Raw genomic sequence first — 17,425 nt, 5'->3', positions numbered from 1 at the left:
CGGCATGATCCGCCCAGACGGAGCAACCCGGACGACCCGGTCGACAAGAGAGGCCTGAGCTAGTGCGTATCCCGGTTTCCTGGCTGGTCCAGCATCTGGTGGAGCCGCCAGAGGACATCACACCGGAGCAGTTGGCTGAGGCGTTCGTGCGGATCGGCCTCGAGGTCGAGTCCGTCGACACCCTCGGTCCGGTCAGCGGGCCCCTGGTCATCGGCCGGGTCGTCGAGATCGAGGAGCTGACCGAGTTCAAGAAGCCGATCCGCTTCTGTCGCGTGGAGGTCGGCAGGCTGGGCGGGCCGTCGGCCGACGCGAGCGACGGTGAGCAGGCGGAGGACGCCGATCGGCCGTTCGAGGGTGACCCGAATCCCGTGGTCCGGGAGGCCACCGGCGAGCCGGACATCCGGGGGATCGTCTGCGGGGCCCGCAACTTCGTCGAGGGCGACCTGGTGGTCGTGGCGCTGCCCGGCGCGGTGCTCCCCGGCGACTTCGTCATCAGCGCCCGCAAGACCTACGGCCGGGTCAGCGACGGCATGATCTGCTCCGCCAAGGAGTTGAACCTCGGCGAGGATCACTCGGGCATCCTCGTGCTGCCCTCCGGCACCGCGGCGCCCGGCGCCGATGCGGCGAAACACCTGGAGCTGAACGACTCGGTCATCGAGCTGGCGATCACACCGGACCGAGGCTACTGCTTCTCGGTGCGCGGCCTGGCCAGGGAGATCGCCTGCGCGCTCGACCTGTCCTTCCGCGATCCCGCCGTGCTCGAACTGCACGAGTCCGACGGCGACGCCTGGCCGGTGCGGATCGAGGACGAGAACGCCTGCTCCCGCTTCGTGTTCCGCCGCGTCACCAGCGTCGATCCGACGGCCCCTACCCCGTGGTGGCTGCGTCGTCGGCTGATGCTCTCCGGCATCCGGTCGATCTCGCTCACCGTCGACCTCACCAACTACATCATGTTGGAGGTCGGTCAGCCGCTGCACGCCTACGACGCCGCGAAGGTGCGCGGCACGGTGGTCGTCCGCAAGGCGGCGGCGGGCGAGAAGCTCGAGACCCTCGACGGGCAGACCAGGACGCTGGACCCCGACGACATCGTGATCTGCGACGACACCGGGCCCATCGGTCTGGCAGGCGTCATGGGCGGTGCGAAGACGGAGATCGGCGCGAAGAGCACCGACGTCCTGATCGAGGCCGCCTCCTTCGACTCCGCGACCGTCGGACGCATGGTGCGCAGGCACAAGCTGCCGAGCGAGGCGGCCAAGCGTTTCGAACGGGTCGTCGACCCTGCCCTGCCCGCCGTCGCCGCGGAGCGCACCGCGAAGGCGCTGGCGCACTACGCCGAGGGCAGCCTGCATCGTGGCCTGACCGACGTGGGTCATCCGCAGGTGCCCGCGCCGGTGACGATGCCGCTGGCCCTGCCGGACGAGGTCGCAGGCGTCCGCTACGAGCGCGGCGTGACGGCGCGGCGGCTCCAGCAGATCGGCTGTCGGGTGGAGGTGGGCACCACCACGGAGGGCACGGCGGTCGTCAAGGCCACCCCGCCGACCTGGCGTTCCGACCTCGTCCAGCCCGCCGACCTGGTCGAGGAGGTGCTGCGGCTGGAGGGCTATCACACGATTCCCTCCGTCCTGCCGTCCGCGCCTGCCGGTCGGGGACTGACGGACGCCCAGCGGCGCAGGCGGGCCGTGTCCAGGGCGATCGCCTCGGCCGGGTACGTCGAGGTGCTGCCCTTCCCCTTCGCGGGCCGGGCCGACTGGGACGCGCTCAACCTGCCTGCCGACGATCCGCGCAGGCGCACCATGCGGCTGGCCAATCCGCTCGAGGCCGATCGCGGCGAGCTGGTCACCACGCTGCTGCCCGGCCTGCTCGATGCCGTGGTGCGCAACGTGGCTCGCGGACATCGCGACGTGGCCCTGTTCCACATCGGACAGGTCGTGCGGCCCGACGAGCAGCTGGCTCCGATGCCCGAGGTGAGCGTCACGCAGCGGCCGTCCGAGGCCCAGGTCGCCGCGCTGCTCGCCGCGCTGCCCGCGCAGCCGGTGCACGTGGCCGCGGTGCTCGCGGGCAGGCGGGAGTTGTCCGGCTGGTGGGGGCCGGGACGGGTCGCCGACTGGTCCGATGCCGTGTCGCTCGCCCTGCTCGTCGGGGAGACCGCAGGCGTCGAGCTGCAGGTCTCCTCGGACGACCTCGCGCCGTGGCATCCGGGGCGCTGCGCCCGATTCACCGTGGGCGGCGAGGTCGTCGGCCATGCCGGCGAGCTGCATCCGAAGGTCGTCGAGGCGCTGGGACTGCCCAAGCGGGCGTGTGCGCTGGAGCTGAACCTCGACGCGCTGCCGCTGACGGACCCCAGGCCCTCGCCGAGGATCTCCGCCTACCCGCCGGTGCTGTTGGACCTCGCCCTGGTGGTGGACGCCGCAGTGCCTGCCGCCGACGTGACCGAGGCCGTGCGGTCCGGTGCGGGCGAGCTGATCGAGGACGTCCGACTCTTCGACGTCTACCGAGGGGAGCAGGTGGGCGAGGGCAGGCAGTCGCTGGCCTTCTCGCTGCGGTTCCGCGCCGTCGACCGCACGTTGACGGTCGAGGAGGCCACCGCAGGGCGGGACGCCGCGGTGGCTGCGGCGGCCGACCGGGTCGGCGCCGAACTCCGGTCCTGATCACCGAGGGTGCCGGGCAGCCCGATCGGGTCTGCCCGGCAGCCCTGGTGATGTCACCGATCTCTCGTCGCAGCCCTAGACGCTGAGCGAGCTGAACGGCAGTGTCGCCAGGCCCAACCCGGCGAGCAGGTTGACGCCGGTCGCGGCGGCGAAGACTCCGATCGGCCGCCAGCCCGCCTCACGCAGCGCGGCGACCCGGAACTCCAGTCCGATGCTGATGAAGGCCAGGATCAGGAACCACGCAGGTCGTTGACGATCCCGATGACGTCAGCCGCCGTCGCCGGGTCCGCCGCCGACTGGTACCAGGTGGCGATGACCGAGGCGAGGATGACGCCGAGCACGAACTTCGGGAATCGCTGCCACAACGCGGAGACGCCCGGTCGTGGTGCGTCCGGATTCCGCTCGACCTTCAGCGTGAAGTACGCGGTCAACGCCACCGCGACGACGCCCATCAGCGCGTTCTGCGTCACCTTGACGATGCTCGCGATCTGCAGGGCCTCCTCGCCGACGATCGCGCCTGCCGCCGTCACGGCCGCGGTCGTGTCGATGTTCCCGCCGATCCAGGCGCCCGCCACCTCGGTGCTCAGCCCGAAGGCCTCGGCGAGTGCGGGCAGGATGAAGATCGACGGCAGGGCGAAGAGGATCACCAGGCTGGCCGTGTAGGCGAGCTGCTCGCGTTTGGCCTGCACCGCCCCCGCTGCGGCGATCGCGGCGCTCACCCCGCAGCTCGACACGGCGGAGGCCAGCAGCGCACGCAGCTTGTCGGCCAGTCCGAGTCGTCCGCCGAGCCACCAGGTGAACCCGAAGACGATCGTGATCAGCAGGACGGCTTGTGCGATGGCGGGGCCTGCCGCACTGACCACCACCGCGAGGTTGGTGGAGGCGCCCAGCAGGACCGGGCCGGTCTTGATGAAGAACTCGGTGCGGAACGCACCGCTGAGGCGGTCGCGGATGCGCAGTCTGGTGAGCACCAGATTGCCGAGCAGGCCGAGCAGGATCGCGTAGACCGGGTATTCGACGGCGGAGAGGAACTCCTCGGCCCAGGTGCCCGCCATCGCCTCGGGCACACCCTGTTCGAGCACGCGGACGAGGGTTGCGAGCAGCAGCACGGTGAGCAGCCCGGCCGCCGTTCAGCCGATCGTCCCGGCGCGCGATGCGGCCGGTGGCTCTGTTGCGGTCGACCCGTCCGACTGCGGTGCGTCCGGCGTTCGCTCCGCTGCCGCGCTCCGGGCGGCATCGGCGTCGGAGCCTGCGGTCGGTCCCGAGTCCGGGGTTTCGTCGATCTCGCCTGGGGGGAGCTGCCGTTCGCTCATCACGGCACCAGCCCGACCGGGATGACGCCGAGAGCGTCAGCGCCAGCAGGAGGAGGCCGAGGCCGGTGGCGGCCCAGTCTTCGTTGATCGTGATCCGTCGGGGAGCAGGCCGGTCGGCAGGCGCCTGGGCTGCGTCGTCTGCACCACTCATGTCGTTCCTTCGCCGAATAGCGTGGAGTGCTGGATGCGGGTGAAACTACTGTCGAACAGGTGGCTGCCCAGAACCGCATCGGAACGACCACATCGTGGAATTCCTGCCGAATCGGCCTTTCGCCGGGCGAGAACGGCAGGCACGTCCTCGGGCAGAACGTGGTGGGCGCGCGATCGGCTTCGTCACCGCCCGTATGGCCGTGTTGCGCGGGAACCTCGGCGGCGTCGACCCGGTTCGCGAGGGCGATTCCCGGGTGCAGGCCGCCCTTCGGCGCGACTCCGGGTGATCGCGGGGCATCTCGGGGAAATTCCGGAGGCGTGTCGCGAGCGGAGCTGCTGAACTGGGAACATGACCGAGACGCTGACCCGAAGGATTCCGCCGTCGGCCACCGACGGTCCCGCAGCCGACGACGATGAGATCAAAGCCCTGCTGGCCGAGGCCACCGACGCCTGGACACGAGGGGACGCGGCAGGCTTCGTCGCGGTCTTCGCCCCGGACAGCGAATTCGTGGGTGCCGACGGCGTGCTTCGCCGAGGCAGACTATCGAATCAGCGGTGGCATTCCCGGCTGTTCTCCGGGGTGTTCCGAGGCAGCAGGCTCGTCTTCGAAGTGGAATCCATTCGATTCCTGAGTGCGCATGTCGCGGTGGCCCATGCGCTTTCCTCGGTCGTCTATCCCTGGCAGGCCGAGCCCGGTCCACGGACGTCGTCTCGGGGCACCTGGGTGTTGATTCGGCAGGACGGGCGATGGCTGGTGAGTGCGGTGCAGCATTCCCGCCTGCGTCCCACGACCGGGACGGGTGCCTCTCGGCTGTCCACCACGGTGGTGAGTCTGCGCGGCAGGCTCACTCGGCGCCCCCGTCGGCGGTCGCATCCCGGTCGGGCCGCCTGATTCGAGGACTCGTCCCGCTGCTCGCAGACCGCCGCGGTCCGTGACGGCGCGTCGCCTGCCGCGCTGGGGTCCGAGCGCGGCGCACCTGTCGTCGCCGGGGCACCTGCTCGATGCTGCTGCCCGTCATCGACGCTGCCCGTCATCGACGCTGCCTGCCCGGACTCGGCGGGCGGGCTCGATCGGGTGGCTCGCGACGCGGCCCGACCGTCGCCGCCTCAGGCGAGCGAGTCCAGGACGGCGGCCGGTTCGGGTGCCCGGGGGAGGAACATCGGGTGACCGGCATGGCGGGTGTGCACGTCGAATCGGTCGTCGGGGGTGAGCGCGTCGGCCTCGGCGATCATCCGATCCCGCATCGCCACGGGGATCGAGCGGTCTTCGGCGAGTCGCACCTGGCTGCGTGGAAGCCGGCGCCCCGCGTCTCGGCGCGAAGCCGAGCGTCGGTCGTCGCGATCGACATCGTCTCGTCGGAGTCCATCGTGTCGAGCACCGCGCGGAACGCGTCGTGAGCACAGATCGCAGGTCGGTGATGTGCGAGACGACGGCGAGTACGGCGGTCTGCCCGGAATTCGGCGGCGGTCGGACGGACGTCGTCGCATGGCAGGACCCTGCATCGAGGTCCAGCCCCGCCTGCCGACGTGACGGCGGGCGAGTAGGTCTGTGGCCGCGATCATCCGTGTAGTGCGCCGGAGCTCGCCCACGCCCGGTCCCGATGCTCACCGACGGACGACGACAGGAGGGCGGCGCAGGCCCCCGTGTTCTCCTCCCGATCGCGACGCCGTCGTCTCGTCTCGGTCTGTTGTGCTCGCCGTCGGAACGCGCCGAGCTGGTGATCAGTCGGTGGGCGCGGCTATACAGGGCCTCGGCAGCAGGCCGCCGAGCCCCGGCAGCGCGGGACCCGACCGAGACAGAGGACGACTTTCGATGACCAGCCGGCTCCGGCAGCTCGAGGAGAACAGCGATACAGAGGGCTGCTTCCTGCGGGAGGTCGAGTCGTTCCGTCGTGAACTGCGTGCGCACTGCTACCGGCTGCTGGGCTCGGTGCACGATGCCGAGGACCTCGTCCAGGAGACGGTGCTGCGTGCCTGGCGTGGGCGGGCGGGATTCGACGGGCGGTCGAGCCTGCGGACCTGGCTGTATCGGATCGCGACGAGGGCCTGTCTGACCGCGTTGGAACAGCGTGGCAGGCGGCCGCTGCCCGTCGGGCTCGGCGGCGCGAACGCCGATCCGCGCGGCCCGCTGGACTCCCGACCCGAGGTGCCGTGGCTGGAACCGATGCCGGATGCGCTGTTCGCCGACCCCGCCGAGATCGTCACTGATCGGGCGGACGTCCGCCTCGCCTTCATCGCCGCGCTCCAACACCTGGCTCCTCGGCAGCGCGCGGTGCTGATCCTCCGGGATGTGCTGTGCTGGCAGGCCTCGGAGGTGGCGGAGCTGCTCGACGTCACGACGGTCGCGGTGAACAGCGCACTGCAGCGGGCCCGCGAGCGGCTGGCTCGGCTCTCGATCGCGGAGAAGGAGCTGGTCGAGCCGTCGGCAGCCGAGGAGCGCGCGACGCTCGCGCAGTACGTCGCGGCCTTCGAGGCCAAGGACGTCCCGGCCGTCGTGCACCTGCTCGCCGCCGACGCCGTCTGGGAGATGCCCCCGTTCGCCGCCTGGTATCGAGGCAGGCGAGACGTCGGCCGCCATCTGGTCACGAGGTGTCCCGGCGGTCCCGGTGACCTTCGCCTCATCCAGACGAGGGCGAACGGGTCGCCCTGCGTCGCGCTCTACCTGCTCGATGCGGCCCGCGGCGATCACCGGCCGTTCGCCCTGCAGACGCTGACTCTGGCGCGCGTCGGGATCGTCCATGTGGTCACCTTCTTCGATCTGCGGCTGTTCCGGACCTTCGGCCTGCCCGCGAGCCTGCCCGCCGTCTCCGCCGAGTCGTGCCGGAGCGCCGCGCACCTCCCGAGGGGGTGACGCCTCGCGGGAGACGGCCGGGCGCGTGGTGAATCACGGGGGATCGGACGGGGGCCACGGCGCTGCGACGCGGTGGCGGTGCGACTCCGGCGGCGCGAGTCCGACGGCGGCTCGGCGGCGAATCCGCAGGTGTGACCACGGGCACGCGCCTCGAGGGGCGACCGTGTCGCCCACTCGTGTCACCCGAAAGTCGGTTGATTGACTTTGCATGGCTGTGCATAATCATTCGCATGACGGTTCGAGTGGCGGTCGCCGGAGCCAGTGGGTATGCGGGTGGGGAGCTGCTGCGGCTGCTCCTCGCCCACCCCGAGGTCGAGATCGGCGCGCTCAGCGCGGGCGGCAGTGCGGGTACGACGTTGGGCAGACACCAGCCGCACCTCGGTCCCCTCGCCGAGCGCGTGCTCGTCGACACCACCCCGGCGGCGCTCGCGGGCCACGACGTCGTGTTCCTCGCGCTGCCCCACGGCCACTCGGCCGCCCTCGCCGATCAGCTCGACCCGGCGACGGTCGTCATCGACTGCGGGGCGGATTTCCGGCTCGCCGATTCCGCCGACTGGGAGCGCTGGTACGGCGGGCCGCACGCGGGACGGTGGCCCTACGGCCTGCCGGAGCTGCCCGGCGCTCGCGAATCGTTGGCAGGCGCCCGCCGGATCGCCGTGCCCGGCTGCTTCCCCACCACCACGCTGCTCGCGACCACCCCGGCCTTCGCCGAGGGCGTGGTCGAGCCGGACCTGGTCGTGGTCGGCGTCACCGGCACCTCCGGTGCGGGCCGCGCACTCAAGCCGCACCTGATCGCCTCCGAGGTGCTCGGCTCCGCGTCGGCGTACGGGGTCGGCGGCGTCCACCGGCACACCCCGGAGCTGACCTCGAACCTCACGGCGGCGGCGGGCAGGCCGGTGCGGGTGTCCTTCACCCCCGTGCTCGCCCCGATGTCGCGGGGCATCCTCGCCACCTGCTCCGCCCCGATCGTCGCCGGGCTCGACGAGCAGGCGGCCCGCGAGGTCTACCGGAAGGCCTACGCCGATGAGCCCTTCGTCCGTCTGCTGCCTGCGGGCACCTGGCCGACCACCGCCGCGACGATCGGCTCCAACGCCGTTCACCTTCAGCTCGCAGTGGACCAGGAAGCGGGCCGCCTCATCGTCGTCGCCGCGCTCGACAACCTCACCAAGGGAACGGCGGGCGGCGCCGTCCAGAGTATGAATCTCGCACTCGGCCTGCCGGAGACCACCGGCCTGAGCACCGTGGGAGTCGCACCGTGAGCACCACATTCTCCGCTGAACTCGGCGACCTGCCCCTCGACCGCGAACTCGGCGTCACCGCCTCGGCGGGCTTTCGTGCCGCAGGCGTCGCCGCCGGCATCAAGGCAGGCGGCGCCAAGGACCTCGCCCTGCTGGTCAACGACGGCCCCGCCGACGTGGCGGCAGGCGTGTTCACCACCAACAAGGTCGTCGCCGCACCGGTCCGCTGGTCGCAGCAGGTCCTGACCCATCACCGGCTCCGCGCCGTGGTGTTGAACTCCGGCTGCGCCAATGCCTGCACGGGGCCGGCGGGCTTCCAGGACACCCACGCCACGGCGGAGGGCGTCGCCGAGCTGCTCGAGATCGGCGCGATCGACGTCGCGGTGTGCTCCACCGGGCTCATCGGCGAGCGGCTGCCGATGGACGCGGTGCACGGCGGGGTCCGCACCGCAGTCGAAGCGCTCTCCAGTGCGGCCCGGTCCGGGCTCGACGCCGCCACCGCCGTGATGACCACCGACACGGTTCCCAAGCAGGTCGCCTACCGACACCCGGCCGGGTGGAGCATCGGCGGGCTGGCCAAGGGCGCGGGAATGTGCGCACCGAACATGGCGACGATGCTCTCCCTCATCACCACCGACGCGGTGGTCGACGCCAAGCTGCTCGACTTCGCCCTGCGTGCTGCCGTGGAACGCACCTTCCACCGTCTCGACGTCGACGGCTCGACCTCCACCAACGACACCGTCCTGCTCTGCTCCTCCGGCGCCTCCCGGATCAGCCCTGCTGCGGGCGTCTTCACCAGCGCACTCACCGAGGTGTGTGCCGACCTGGTGCAGCAGCTGCAGATCGACGCGGAGGGTGCGACGAAGCGGGTGCGCATCGAGGTGAGCGGGGCGGACAGTGAGGGCGACGCGACGAGGGTCGCCCGCACCGTCGCCGAAGACCACCTGGTCGGCACCGCCCTGTTCGGCTCGGACCCGAACTGGGGCCGGATCGCCATGGCGGTCGGCCGGTCGGGTGCCGACGTCGATCCGGATCTCCTCGACATCAGCATCAACGGCATCCTGCTCTGCAAGAACGGGGCGAAGGCCGCCGAACGGGACACCGCCGACCTGTCCGGGCCGGAGATCGAGGTCCGCATCGATCTCAAGCTGGGCGAGGAGAGCACCACGGTGCTCACCACCGACCTGTCCCATGCCTACGTCGAAGAGAACAGCGCGTACTCGTCATGAGCACGCCAGGCGATTCAGGAGACGCCAAGGACCGGCTCGCCGACGCGGGTGCCAAAGCCGCCGTCCTGGTCGAGGCGTTGCCGTGGCTGCAGCGTTTCAACGGCGCGACGATCGTGGTGAAGTACGGCGGAAACGCCATGATCGACGAAGACCTGAAACGGACCTTCGCACAGGACATGGTGTTCCTGCGGCTGGCAGGCCTGCATCCGGTCGTCGTGCACGGCGGCGGCCCGCAGATCAGCACGATGCTCGAGCGGCTCGGCATCGCGGGCGAGTTCCGGGGCGGACTGCGCGTCACCACGCCGGAGACGATGGACGTCGTCCGCATGGTGTTGTTCGGCCAGGTGGGCCGGGAGCTCGTCGGGCTGATGAACGCCCATGGTCCGTACGCGGTAGGCATCTCCGGCGAGGACGCGCAGCTCTTCACCGCCCGGCGTCGTGGTGCCGTGGTGGACGGCGTGTCCGTCGACATCGGCCTGGTCGGCGACGTGGTGTCGGTCAACCCCGACGCGGTGCTCGACATCGTGCGCGCGGGGCGCATCCCGGTCGTTTCCACGATCGCGCCCGATATCGACGGCGTGGTCCACAACGTCAACGCCGACACCGCCGCCGCCGCTCTCGCGGTCGCCCTGGAGGCAGCGAAGCTGGTGGTGCTCACCGACGTCGAGGGCCTGTACGCGAACTGGCCCGACCGCTCCTCGTTGATCGACCGGCTGAACGCGGCCGAGCTCGCCCGGCTGCTCCCGGATCTGGACAGCGGGATGCGGCCGAAGATGGAGGCGTGCCTGCGGGCGGTGCGCGGCGGCGTGCCCCGGGCCCACGTCATCGACGGAAGGCTTGCTCATTCCGTCCTGCTGGAGGTCTTCACCAGCCAGGGCGTCGGAACGATGGTGCTCCCAGAGGAGGGTGACCGGTGACCAGTCGACAGTCCGGCAATAAGACAGGGGCACGGCGCTGGGACGCCGCCCTGATGAACAACTACGGCACCCCCGCCGTCACCCTGGAACGGGGCGAGGGCAGCCACGTCTGGGACGCCGACGGGACGCGGTACCTCGATCTCTTCGGCGGGATCGCGGTCAACATCCTGGGGCATGCCCATCCGGCGATCGTCGAGGCGGTCACCCGCCAGATCGGCACGCTCGGCCACACCTCCAACTTCTTCGCCACCGGCCCGGCCGTCGAACTGGCCGAGACACTGCTCAGGCTGACCGGATTCGGTGATCAGGGCCGGGTGCTGTTGTGCAACTCGGGCACCGAGGCCGTCGAGGCGGCCTTCAAGATCACCCGCCGCACCGGTCGAACGAAGATCATCGCTACGGAGAACTCGTTCCACGGCCGCACGATGGGAGCCCTCGCACTCACCGGCCAGCCCGCCAAGCGGACCCCGTTCGAACCGCTGCCCGCAGGCGTCACCCACCTGCCCTTCGGCGACGTCGAGGCCATGCGCGCGGCCGTGGACGACCAGACCGCCGCCGTGGTGCTCGAACCCGTGCAGGGCGAGGCCGGGGTGGTGCTGCCGCCGGAGGGCTACCTGCGGGCCGTCCGTGAGATCACCGCCGAGCACGGCGCGCTGCTGGTGATCGACGAGGTGCAGACCGGGATCGGCCGCACCGGCTCCTGGTTCGCCTTCCAGAGCGAGGGCATCGTCCCCGACGTCCTGACCATCGCCAAACAGCTCGGCGGCGGCCTGCCCATCGGCGCGTGCATCGCGGTCGGCCCGGCCGCGCGCCTCCTCGCGCCGGGACAGCACGGCACCACGTTCGGCGGCAACCCGGTCTGCTGTGCCGCCGCCCTCGCCGTGCTCCGTACCGTCGACGAGGACGGACTGCTGGACAACGTGAACCGGGTCGGCAAGGCGCTCACCGCCGGGATCGAGAATCTCGGCCATCCGCTGCTCGCCGGAGTCCGAGGCAGCGGCCTGCTGATCGGCGTTCTGCTGAACCGGCCGGTGGCGGCGCGCGTCGCCGACGAGGCCCGTGCGGCGGGTTACCTGGTCAACCCGACACAACCCGACGTCCTGCGGCTCGCCCCGCCCCTGATCCTGACCATCGACGAGGCAGAGGGCTTCGTCCGTGACCTTCCCGCAGTGCTCGATGCGAGCGATCCGGCGGCCGAGAACGAGAGTGGTGACTGATGCTGCGGCATTTCCTGCGGGACGACGACCTGAGCCCTGCCGAGCAGACGGAGGTCCTCGATCTCGCCGACGAACTCAAGAAGGACCCACTCGGACACCGGGCACTGGCCGGGCCGCAGTCCGTCGCCGTGATCTTCGAGAAGAACTCCACGCGCACCAGGCTGTCCTTCGAAGCAGGCATCGCCCAGCTCGGCGGACACCCCATCACGGTGGACGGCCGGAACATGCAGCTGGGTCGGGAGGAGACGATCGAGGACACCTCCCGGGTGCTCTCCCGTTACGTCGCCGCGGTCGTCTGGCGGACCTTCGCGCAGGCGAGGATCGAGGCCATGGCCTCGATCTCCGCCGTCCCGGTGATCAACGCGCTCACCGACGACTTCCATCCCTGCCAGGTGTTGGCGGATCTGCAGACCATCCGGGAACGGCACGGCACGCTCGCCGGGCTCACCATGACCTTCCTGGGCGACGGCGCGAACAACATGGCCCACTCGCTGATGCTCGGCGGGGTCACGGCGGGCATGCATGTGCGGATCGCCGCGCCGAAGGGGTTCGACTCGAACGCCTCGGTCGTCGCCGACGCCCGACGGCGCGCTGAGCAGACCGGCGGCTCCGTCACCCTTTCCGACGATCCGGGGTCTGCGGCCGAGGGCGCGAACGTCCTGGTCACCGACACGTGGAGCTCGATGGGCCAGGAGAACGACGGAAAGGACCGCGTCGGACCGTTTCGGCCCTACCAGATCGACGGCGCGCTGCTGGCCAGGGCCGACTCCGACGCGATCGTCCTGCACTGCCTTCCCGCGCATCGGGGCTGGGAGATCACCGATGAGGTGATCGACGGCCCGGCGAGCGTGGTGTGGGATGAGGCGGAGAATCGCCTGCACGCGCAGAAGGCGCTGTTGTGCTGGTTGTTGGCGGAGGAGAGACGGCGATGACCGAGTCTCGGGGAAGCACGGCCCCGACCCGCGTCGCCCGACAGGCACGGATCGTCGCGCTCGTCACGCAGCGCGCGGTGCGCAGCCAGGCGGAGCTGGCTCGACTGCTCGCGATCGAGGGCATCGAGGTCACGCAGGCGACGCTGTCACGCGATCTCGACGAACTGGGCGCAGTCAAGCTGCGTGGTGCCGACGGGGGCGCGGCCGTCTACGTGATTCCGGAGGACGGCAGCCCGCTGCGGAGCCTGGAGGGCGGCACCTCTCGGCTGGGCAGACTGTTGAACGAACTGCTCGTCTCTGTCGACTCCTCCCAGAACCTGGCGGTGCTCCGTACTCCGCCCGGCGCCGCGCAGTTCCTGGCCAGCGCGCTGGACCGCGCCGCCCTACACGATGTGGTCGGCACCATCGCGGGCGACGACACCCTGCTGGTGGTCGCGCGGGAGCCGCTGAGCGGTGCCGAACTCGCGGGGCGGTTCGCCGAGTTGGCGAATCGTGCGGACAACGGGGTCGCCGTCGCCTCCCAGGTGGAGCGCGGGCTGGCGGAGGAGCTCAGAAGACACGACGACCGGGGTAGGAACCGAAGCTGACCTGATCAACGGGCCCGGCGGGCGGCGGCAGGGCCGATCGTGGTGTCGGCGGCCACCACTCGGCCTCGGACGCTTGCCTGCGTCGCCAGGTGCTCGACGTCGCGGGCGCGGGACTTCTCGCCCAGCGGTCCGGGCGATTCGCTGGTGGCGCTCCGCCGCACCAATCGCCGCTGCTGCCCGATCGTGCTGCGGCTCTCGGGTGCAGAAGACCGAGAGCAGGGCGGGCGGCGGCTGGTCGCGTGGCGGCCTGCCCGCCTTTCGAACCCGGCGATCGGAGTTGTGGCCCGGGCGCGTCGCCGCCTCGGGCAAGTGTCTCGGCGGCGAAGTGCCCGACGGCAGGGTGCTAAGACGGCAGGTGTTCCGGGGGCAGGTGTTCCGGCGGAGGCAGGCACGCCGATCCCAGGCGTGCCTGCTGGAACGGAGTTCGGCAGGTCGGGGCGAGATTCGACCAACAGGCACCGGCCCGCCGCGACCGGTGGTGCCTGCCGATCGCCGCCCGCGACCGGCTACGGTGCCGGACCGACCGACTACCGTGTTCGACGGTCAATCGACCATCGTGTTCAATTGATCATGGTGACCGAGGAACCGTGGCTGCCCGACCACCATGGCAGGCAGCGACGGCTGTTCGGCCGCCGCCCTGTTCGGCCGCATCTTCGAAGCCGAGCGGACGGTCATCGCTCCGCAGCCGAGGGGAACGCGGGCAGCCCGTGCGGTCGGGCCGCTCCGGCCCGTCGGTCGTCGGTCGGCGCGACCCGCTCGACCGCGACGGTCGGTCGGCTGTGATAGTTCGACAACAGCGTGTTCAGCGTGGTCCACCGCGACCGCACGGCGTGAGAAGACGAGGTCTGCACTGTGAGTGACTCCAGCGGCTCGACGGGTCGTCTCTGGGGCGGCAGGTTCAGCTCCGGCCCGGCAGAGGCCATGGCGGCACTGAGCGATTCCACCCACTTCGACTGGGTGCTCGCGCCCTACGACCTGGCAGGCTCCCGCGCGCACGCACGAGTGCTGCACCGGGCAGGCCTGCTCAGCGCGGACGAGTTGACGCGCATGCACGAGGGTCTGGATCGGCTGGCCGTCGACGTCGCCAATGGCGACTTCACGCCGACCCGCGCTGACGAGGACGTGCACACCGCTTTGGAACGCGGCCTGCTGGAGCGGGTCGGTCCAGAACTCGGCGGCAGGCTCCGGGCCGGTCGGTCGCGAAACGACCAGGTGGCGACGCTGTTCCGCATGTGGCTTCGCGACGGCGCGCGCCGGGTGGCGCTGGGCACCCTCGACGTCGTGGCGGCGCTGCTCGACCAGGCAGGCGCCCACCCGGACGCAGTGATGCCGGGACGAACCCACCTCCAGCACGCTCAGCCCGTGCTGCTGGCCCACCACCTGCTGGCGCACGGACAGGCGCTGGTCCGCGACGTCGCCCGGCTGCGCGACTGGGATCTGCGCACCTCGGTGTCGCCCTACGGCTCCGGCGCGCTCGCAGGCTCCTCGCTCGGGCTTGATCCGGCGGCGGTGGCCGAGGAGCTCGGCTTCGACGCCCCGGTGGAGAACTCGATCGACGGCACCGCCTCGCGGGACTTCGCAGCCGAGGCCGCCTTCGTGCTCGCGATGCTCGGCGTGAACCTCTCCCGCATCGCCGAGGAGGTCATCGTCTGGACGACGGCGGAGTTCGGCTATGCGGTCCTGGACGATGCCTGGTCGACCGGCAGCTCGATCATGCCGCAGAAGAAGAACCCCGACGTCGCGGAGCTGACCAGGGGCAAGTCCGGTCGGTTGATCGGCAACCTGACCGGACTGCTGGCGACGCTCAAGGCGCAGCCGCTGGCGTACAACCGCGATCTCCAGGAGGACAAGGAGCCGCTGTTCGACTCCGTCGCTCAGCTGGAGCTGCTGCTGCCCTCGGTCGCCGGGATGCTGGGCACGCTGCGCTTCGACGTGGCACGGATGGCGGACCTGGCTCCGGCGGGTTTCACCCTCGCCACCGACGTCGCCGAGTGGCTGGTGCGGGCGGGTGTGCCCTTCCGCGTCGCGCACGAGGCGGCCGGTGCCTGCGTGCGGGCAGCCGAAGCGCGGGGGGTCGGCCTGGCCGATCTCACCGACGAGGAACTCGTCGAGATCTCGCCCGCCCTGACCCCCGAGGTTCGTGAGGTGCTCAACGTGGCGGGCTCGATCGCCTCGCGGGACGCACACGGCGGAACGGCGCCGCAGCGAGTAGCCGAGCAGTTCTCCCGACTCACCGCCGTCGTGGCTGATCACCGCGCCTGGGCGGCGGTCCCGGTGATCAAGTGACGCTGAGCTCCGGCACGCCGGGCACGCCCGGCGCCCTGGTGACCAGGGATGAACTGGCGATCGATCCGGTGGTGGCCGCCAGACGCCTGTTGGGCTGCGTGGTCGAGTCGCGGCTGCCCTCTGCCGTCGGCGACGCCGAGCCGGTCGTCGTTCGGCTGGTGGAGGTCGAGGCCTATCGGGGCGCCGACGACCCGGCCTCGCACTGTTACCGAGGCCGGACGCCCCGGAACGATGTCATGTTCGGGCCTGCCGGTCATCTCTACGTCTACTTCGTCTACGGCATGCACTTCTGTGCCAACGTCGTCTGCCTGACCGACGGGGTGGCCGGGGCCGTTCTGCTTCGTGGCGCCGAGGTGATCAGCGGGACCGCGACCGCTCGCGCGCGGCGGCCCGCCGCCCGCAGCGATGCCGAGCTGGCTCGGGGACCCGCCCGGCTGACCTCGACATTGGGCCTGCACCGCGACCATGACGGCCTCGACCTGACCGACCCGGACTCCCCGGTACGGCTTCGCTGGGGTGCCGACGTCCCCGCCGTCTCGGTGCGCAACGGACCTCGGGTCGGTGTCGCCTCGGCGATCGGCACCCCGTGGCGGTTCTGGGTGGACGGCTCGAGCGCGGTGAGCAGCTATCGCCGGGGCGGCCGCAGGCGGGTGACCGCCGCCGAGCCGACAGGGTGACCCCGGCGCGGCCGTTCTGATGCGGCAGAATGCGTTCGTGAGCGAGCACATCATCGACGAGTTGTCCTGGCGCGGCCTGATCGCGCAGTCCACCGACTCGGCCGCCCTGCGGCGGGCCCTCGACGACGCGCCCCTCACGCTCTATTCGGGCTTCGACCCGACCGGACCGAGCCTGCACGCAGGCCACCTCGTCCCGTTGCTCACCCTGCGACGCTTTCAGCTCGCGGGGCATCGACCGATCCTGCTGGCAGGCGGAGCCACCGGCATGATCGGCGATCCGCGAGACGTGGGAGAGCGAACGCTGAACAGCGAGGACACGGTCTCGGACTGGGTGGTGCGCCTTCGTGGTCAGCTGGAGCGTTTCGTCGACTTCGACGATCCGATCACCGGCGCGTTGACCGAGAACAATCTGAACTGGACCGGCGAGATGACGGTCCTGGAGTTCCTCCGTGACGTCGGGAAGCACTTCCCCGTGAACACCCTGCTCGCCAGGGAGACGGTGAAACGACGACTGGAGACGGACGGCATCTCCTACACCGAGTTCAGTTACCTGCTGCTCCAGTCCAACGACTTCCTCGAGCTGTTCCGCCGGTACGGATGCACCGTGCAGATCGGCGGCTCCGACCAGTGGGGCAACATCGTCGGCGGGGTCGACCTGATCCGGCGAGTGACCGCCCAGACCGCGCACGCCATGACGGTGCCGCTGGTCACCGACTCCGAGGGGCGCAAGTTCGGCAAGTCCACCGGGGGCGGCAGCGTCTGGCTCGATCCCACGATGACCTCGCCGTACGCCTGGTTCCAGTACTTCCTCAACACGGCCGACTCCGAAGTCGGTCGTTACCTCCGGCTGTTCACCTTCCTGTCCCGGGAGGAGATCGAGGAGCTGGAACAGACGACTCGGGAGAAGCCCGCCCTGCGCCTGGCGCAACGACGGCTCGCCGACGAGCTGACGACCCTGGTGCACGGCGCGGACGAGACCCGTCGGGTCACGGCCGCCAGTTCGGCGCTGTTCGGCAGGGGAGAACTGCACGAACTGGACGAGGCCACGCTGTCCTCGGCGATGGCCGAGGTACCGGGTGGAGAGCGCGCCTTGACCGAGGAGTTGACCATCGTGGAACTCCTGGTCGCCTCGGGCGTGGTGACGAGCCGAGGTGCCGCCCGGCGCACCGTCGCCGAGGGCGGGGCGTACGTGAACAACACGAGGATCACCGACGAGCAGTGGTGTCCCACCAGCTCCGACCTGCTTCCGGGCGGATGGCTGGTGATTCGCCGTGGCAAGCGTCACATGGCGGGCGTTCACGTGCTGTCCTGAGTGGACACGGCCCGGCGGGAGCGTTGTGACCTGCGCGTTCCCGTCGAGTCGGCACCGACACCCCTGGA

Annotated in this window: 16 protein-coding genes; 12 read left to right on the top strand and 4 right to left on the bottom strand. The window is 70.8% G+C overall.

Annotated features, from left to right (window positions below; genetic code table 11):
- Nucleotides 1-62 precede the first annotated feature (62 nt).
- A complete protein-coding gene (pheT, locus tag UA75_RS22180) occupies nt 63-2,648 on the top strand; it encodes a phenylalanine--tRNA ligase subunit beta (protein WP_075741899.1) in 2,586 nt (861 codons plus the stop codon).
- A gap of 230 nt (nt 2,649-2,878) precedes the next feature.
- Here pheT and UA75_RS22175 read toward each other — a convergent pair whose 3' ends face one another.
- The gene (locus UA75_RS22175) at nt 2,879-3,757 is read right to left on the bottom strand and encodes a YeiH family protein (protein ID WP_232251106.1); all 879 of its coding nucleotides are present in this window, start codon (nt 3,755-3,757) and stop codon (nt 2,879-2,881) included.
- 703 nt (nt 3,758-4,460) lie between these two features.
- Between UA75_RS22175 and UA75_RS22165 the strand changes: the two genes are divergently transcribed.
- Nucleotides 4,461-5,003, top strand: a complete 543-nt coding sequence (locus UA75_RS22165; protein ID WP_075741897.1) for an SgcJ/EcaC family oxidoreductase — start codon at nt 4,461-4,463, stop codon at nt 5,001-5,003.
- Nucleotides 5,004-5,218: 215 nt separating this feature from the next.
- Here UA75_RS22165 and UA75_RS33340 read toward each other — a convergent pair whose 3' ends face one another.
- A complete protein-coding gene (locus tag UA75_RS33340) occupies nt 5,219-5,392 on the bottom strand; it encodes a hypothetical protein (RefSeq protein ID WP_157434367.1) in 174 nt (57 codons plus the stop codon).
- 532 nt (nt 5,393-5,924) lie between these two features.
- On the opposite strand from UA75_RS33340, the gene UA75_RS22155 reads away from it, so the two are divergent.
- The 7 genes from UA75_RS22155 to UA75_RS22125 all read left to right on the top strand — a co-directional run bounded on the left by UA75_RS22155 (nt 5,925) and on the right by UA75_RS22125 (nt 13,082).
- Nucleotides 5,925-6,962, top strand: coding sequence for a sigma-70 family RNA polymerase sigma factor (locus UA75_RS22155; RefSeq protein ID WP_075741895.1), 1,038 nt, complete (start codon nt 5,925-5,927; stop codon nt 6,960-6,962).
- A gap of 230 nt (nt 6,963-7,192) precedes the next feature.
- A complete protein-coding gene (gene argC, locus UA75_RS22150; protein WP_075741894.1) occupies nt 7,193-8,221 on the top strand; it encodes an N-acetyl-gamma-glutamyl-phosphate reductase in 1,029 nt (342 codons plus the stop codon).
- On the top strand, nt 8,218-9,429 hold the full coding sequence (argJ, locus tag UA75_RS22145; protein ID WP_083683467.1) for a bifunctional glutamate N-acetyltransferase/amino-acid acetyltransferase ArgJ: 1,212 nt from the start codon (nt 8,218-8,220) through the stop codon (nt 9,427-9,429). The genes argC and argJ overlap by 4 nt, the downstream gene beginning before the upstream one ends.
- On the top strand, nt 9,426-10,346 hold the full coding sequence (gene argB / locus UA75_RS22140) for an acetylglutamate kinase (protein ID WP_075741893.1): 921 nt from the start codon (nt 9,426-9,428) through the stop codon (nt 10,344-10,346). The genes argJ and argB overlap by 4 nt, the downstream gene beginning before the upstream one ends.
- The gene (locus tag UA75_RS22135; protein ID WP_075741892.1) at nt 10,343-11,563 is read left to right on the top strand and encodes an acetylornithine transaminase; all 1,221 of its coding nucleotides are present in this window, start codon (nt 10,343-10,345) and stop codon (nt 11,561-11,563) included. The genes argB and UA75_RS22135 overlap by 4 nt, the downstream gene beginning before the upstream one ends.
- Complete coding sequence (gene argF / locus UA75_RS22130) at nt 11,563-12,495, top strand: ornithine carbamoyltransferase (RefSeq protein WP_075741891.1); 933 nt, start codon at nt 11,563-11,565, stop codon at nt 12,493-12,495. The genes UA75_RS22135 and argF overlap by 1 nt, the downstream gene beginning before the upstream one ends.
- Nucleotides 12,492-13,082 carry an arginine repressor gene (locus UA75_RS22125; RefSeq protein WP_083683466.1) on the top strand — a complete coding sequence of 197 codons (591 nt, stop codon included), beginning with the start codon at nt 12,492-12,494 and terminating at the stop codon, nt 13,080-13,082. The genes argF and UA75_RS22125 overlap by 4 nt, the downstream gene beginning before the upstream one ends.
- Nucleotides 13,083-13,087: 5 nt before the next feature.
- Here the strand turns inward: UA75_RS22125 and UA75_RS33335 are convergent, their stop codons facing one another.
- Both UA75_RS33335 and UA75_RS22120 read right to left on the bottom strand, forming a co-directional pair.
- A complete protein-coding gene (locus UA75_RS33335; RefSeq protein ID WP_157434366.1) occupies nt 13,088-13,246 on the bottom strand; it encodes a hypothetical protein in 159 nt (52 codons plus the stop codon).
- A 507-nt stretch (nt 13,247-13,753) separates the two neighbouring features.
- Nucleotides 13,754-13,909, bottom strand: coding sequence for a hypothetical protein (locus tag UA75_RS22120; RefSeq protein ID WP_157434365.1), 156 nt, complete (start codon nt 13,907-13,909; stop codon nt 13,754-13,756).
- Nucleotides 13,910-13,934: 25 nt separating this feature from the next.
- Here UA75_RS22120 and argH point away from each other — a divergent pair, with 25 nt between their 5' ends.
- From argH to tyrS, 3 genes are read left to right on the top strand one after another with little or no spacing between them, the layout of a single operon-like run.
- The gene (argH, locus tag UA75_RS22115; RefSeq protein WP_075741889.1) at nt 13,935-15,368 is read left to right on the top strand and encodes an argininosuccinate lyase; all 1,434 of its coding nucleotides are present in this window, start codon (nt 13,935-13,937) and stop codon (nt 15,366-15,368) included.
- Nucleotides 15,365-16,045 carry a DNA-3-methyladenine glycosylase gene (locus UA75_RS22110; RefSeq protein ID WP_232237362.1) on the top strand — a complete coding sequence of 227 codons (681 nt, stop codon included), beginning with the start codon at nt 15,365-15,367 and terminating at the stop codon, nt 16,043-16,045. The genes argH and UA75_RS22110 overlap by 4 nt, the downstream gene beginning before the upstream one ends.
- 37 nt (nt 16,046-16,082) lie before the next feature.
- Nucleotides 16,083-17,357 (top strand): tyrosine--tRNA ligase, encoded by a 1,275-nt coding sequence (tyrS, locus tag UA75_RS22105; protein ID WP_075744081.1) that lies wholly within the window; start codon nt 16,083-16,085, stop codon nt 17,355-17,357.
- Nucleotides 17,358-17,425: the final 68 nt, after the last annotated feature.

Source organism: Actinoalloteichus sp. GBA129-24 (assembly GCF_001941645.1).
Lineage (GTDB): Bacteria > Actinomycetota > Actinomycetes > Mycobacteriales > Pseudonocardiaceae > Actinoalloteichus_A > Actinoalloteichus_A fjordicus.
This window is presented reverse-complemented; position numbering and strand designations above follow the sequence as displayed.

Coding starts and splice junctions, on each gene's coding strand:
- argC (WP_075741894.1), top strand. CDS start 7,193: ATGACGGTTCGAGTGGCGGTCGCCGGAGCCAGTGGGTATGCGGGTGGG.
- argF (WP_075741891.1), top strand. CDS start 11,563: ATGCTGCGGCATTTCCTGCGGGACGACGACCTGAGCCCTGCCGAGCAG.
- UA75_RS22165 (WP_075741897.1), top strand. CDS start 4,461: ATGACCGAGACGCTGACCCGAAGGATTCCGCCGTCGGCCACCGACGGT.
- argB (WP_075741893.1), top strand. CDS start 9,426: ATGAGCACGCCAGGCGATTCAGGAGACGCCAAGGACCGGCTCGCCGAC.
- UA75_RS22125 (WP_083683466.1), top strand. CDS start 12,492: ATGACCGAGTCTCGGGGAAGCACGGCCCCGACCCGCGTCGCCCGACAG.
- UA75_RS22155 (WP_075741895.1), top strand. CDS start 5,925: ATGACCAGCCGGCTCCGGCAGCTCGAGGAGAACAGCGATACAGAGGGC.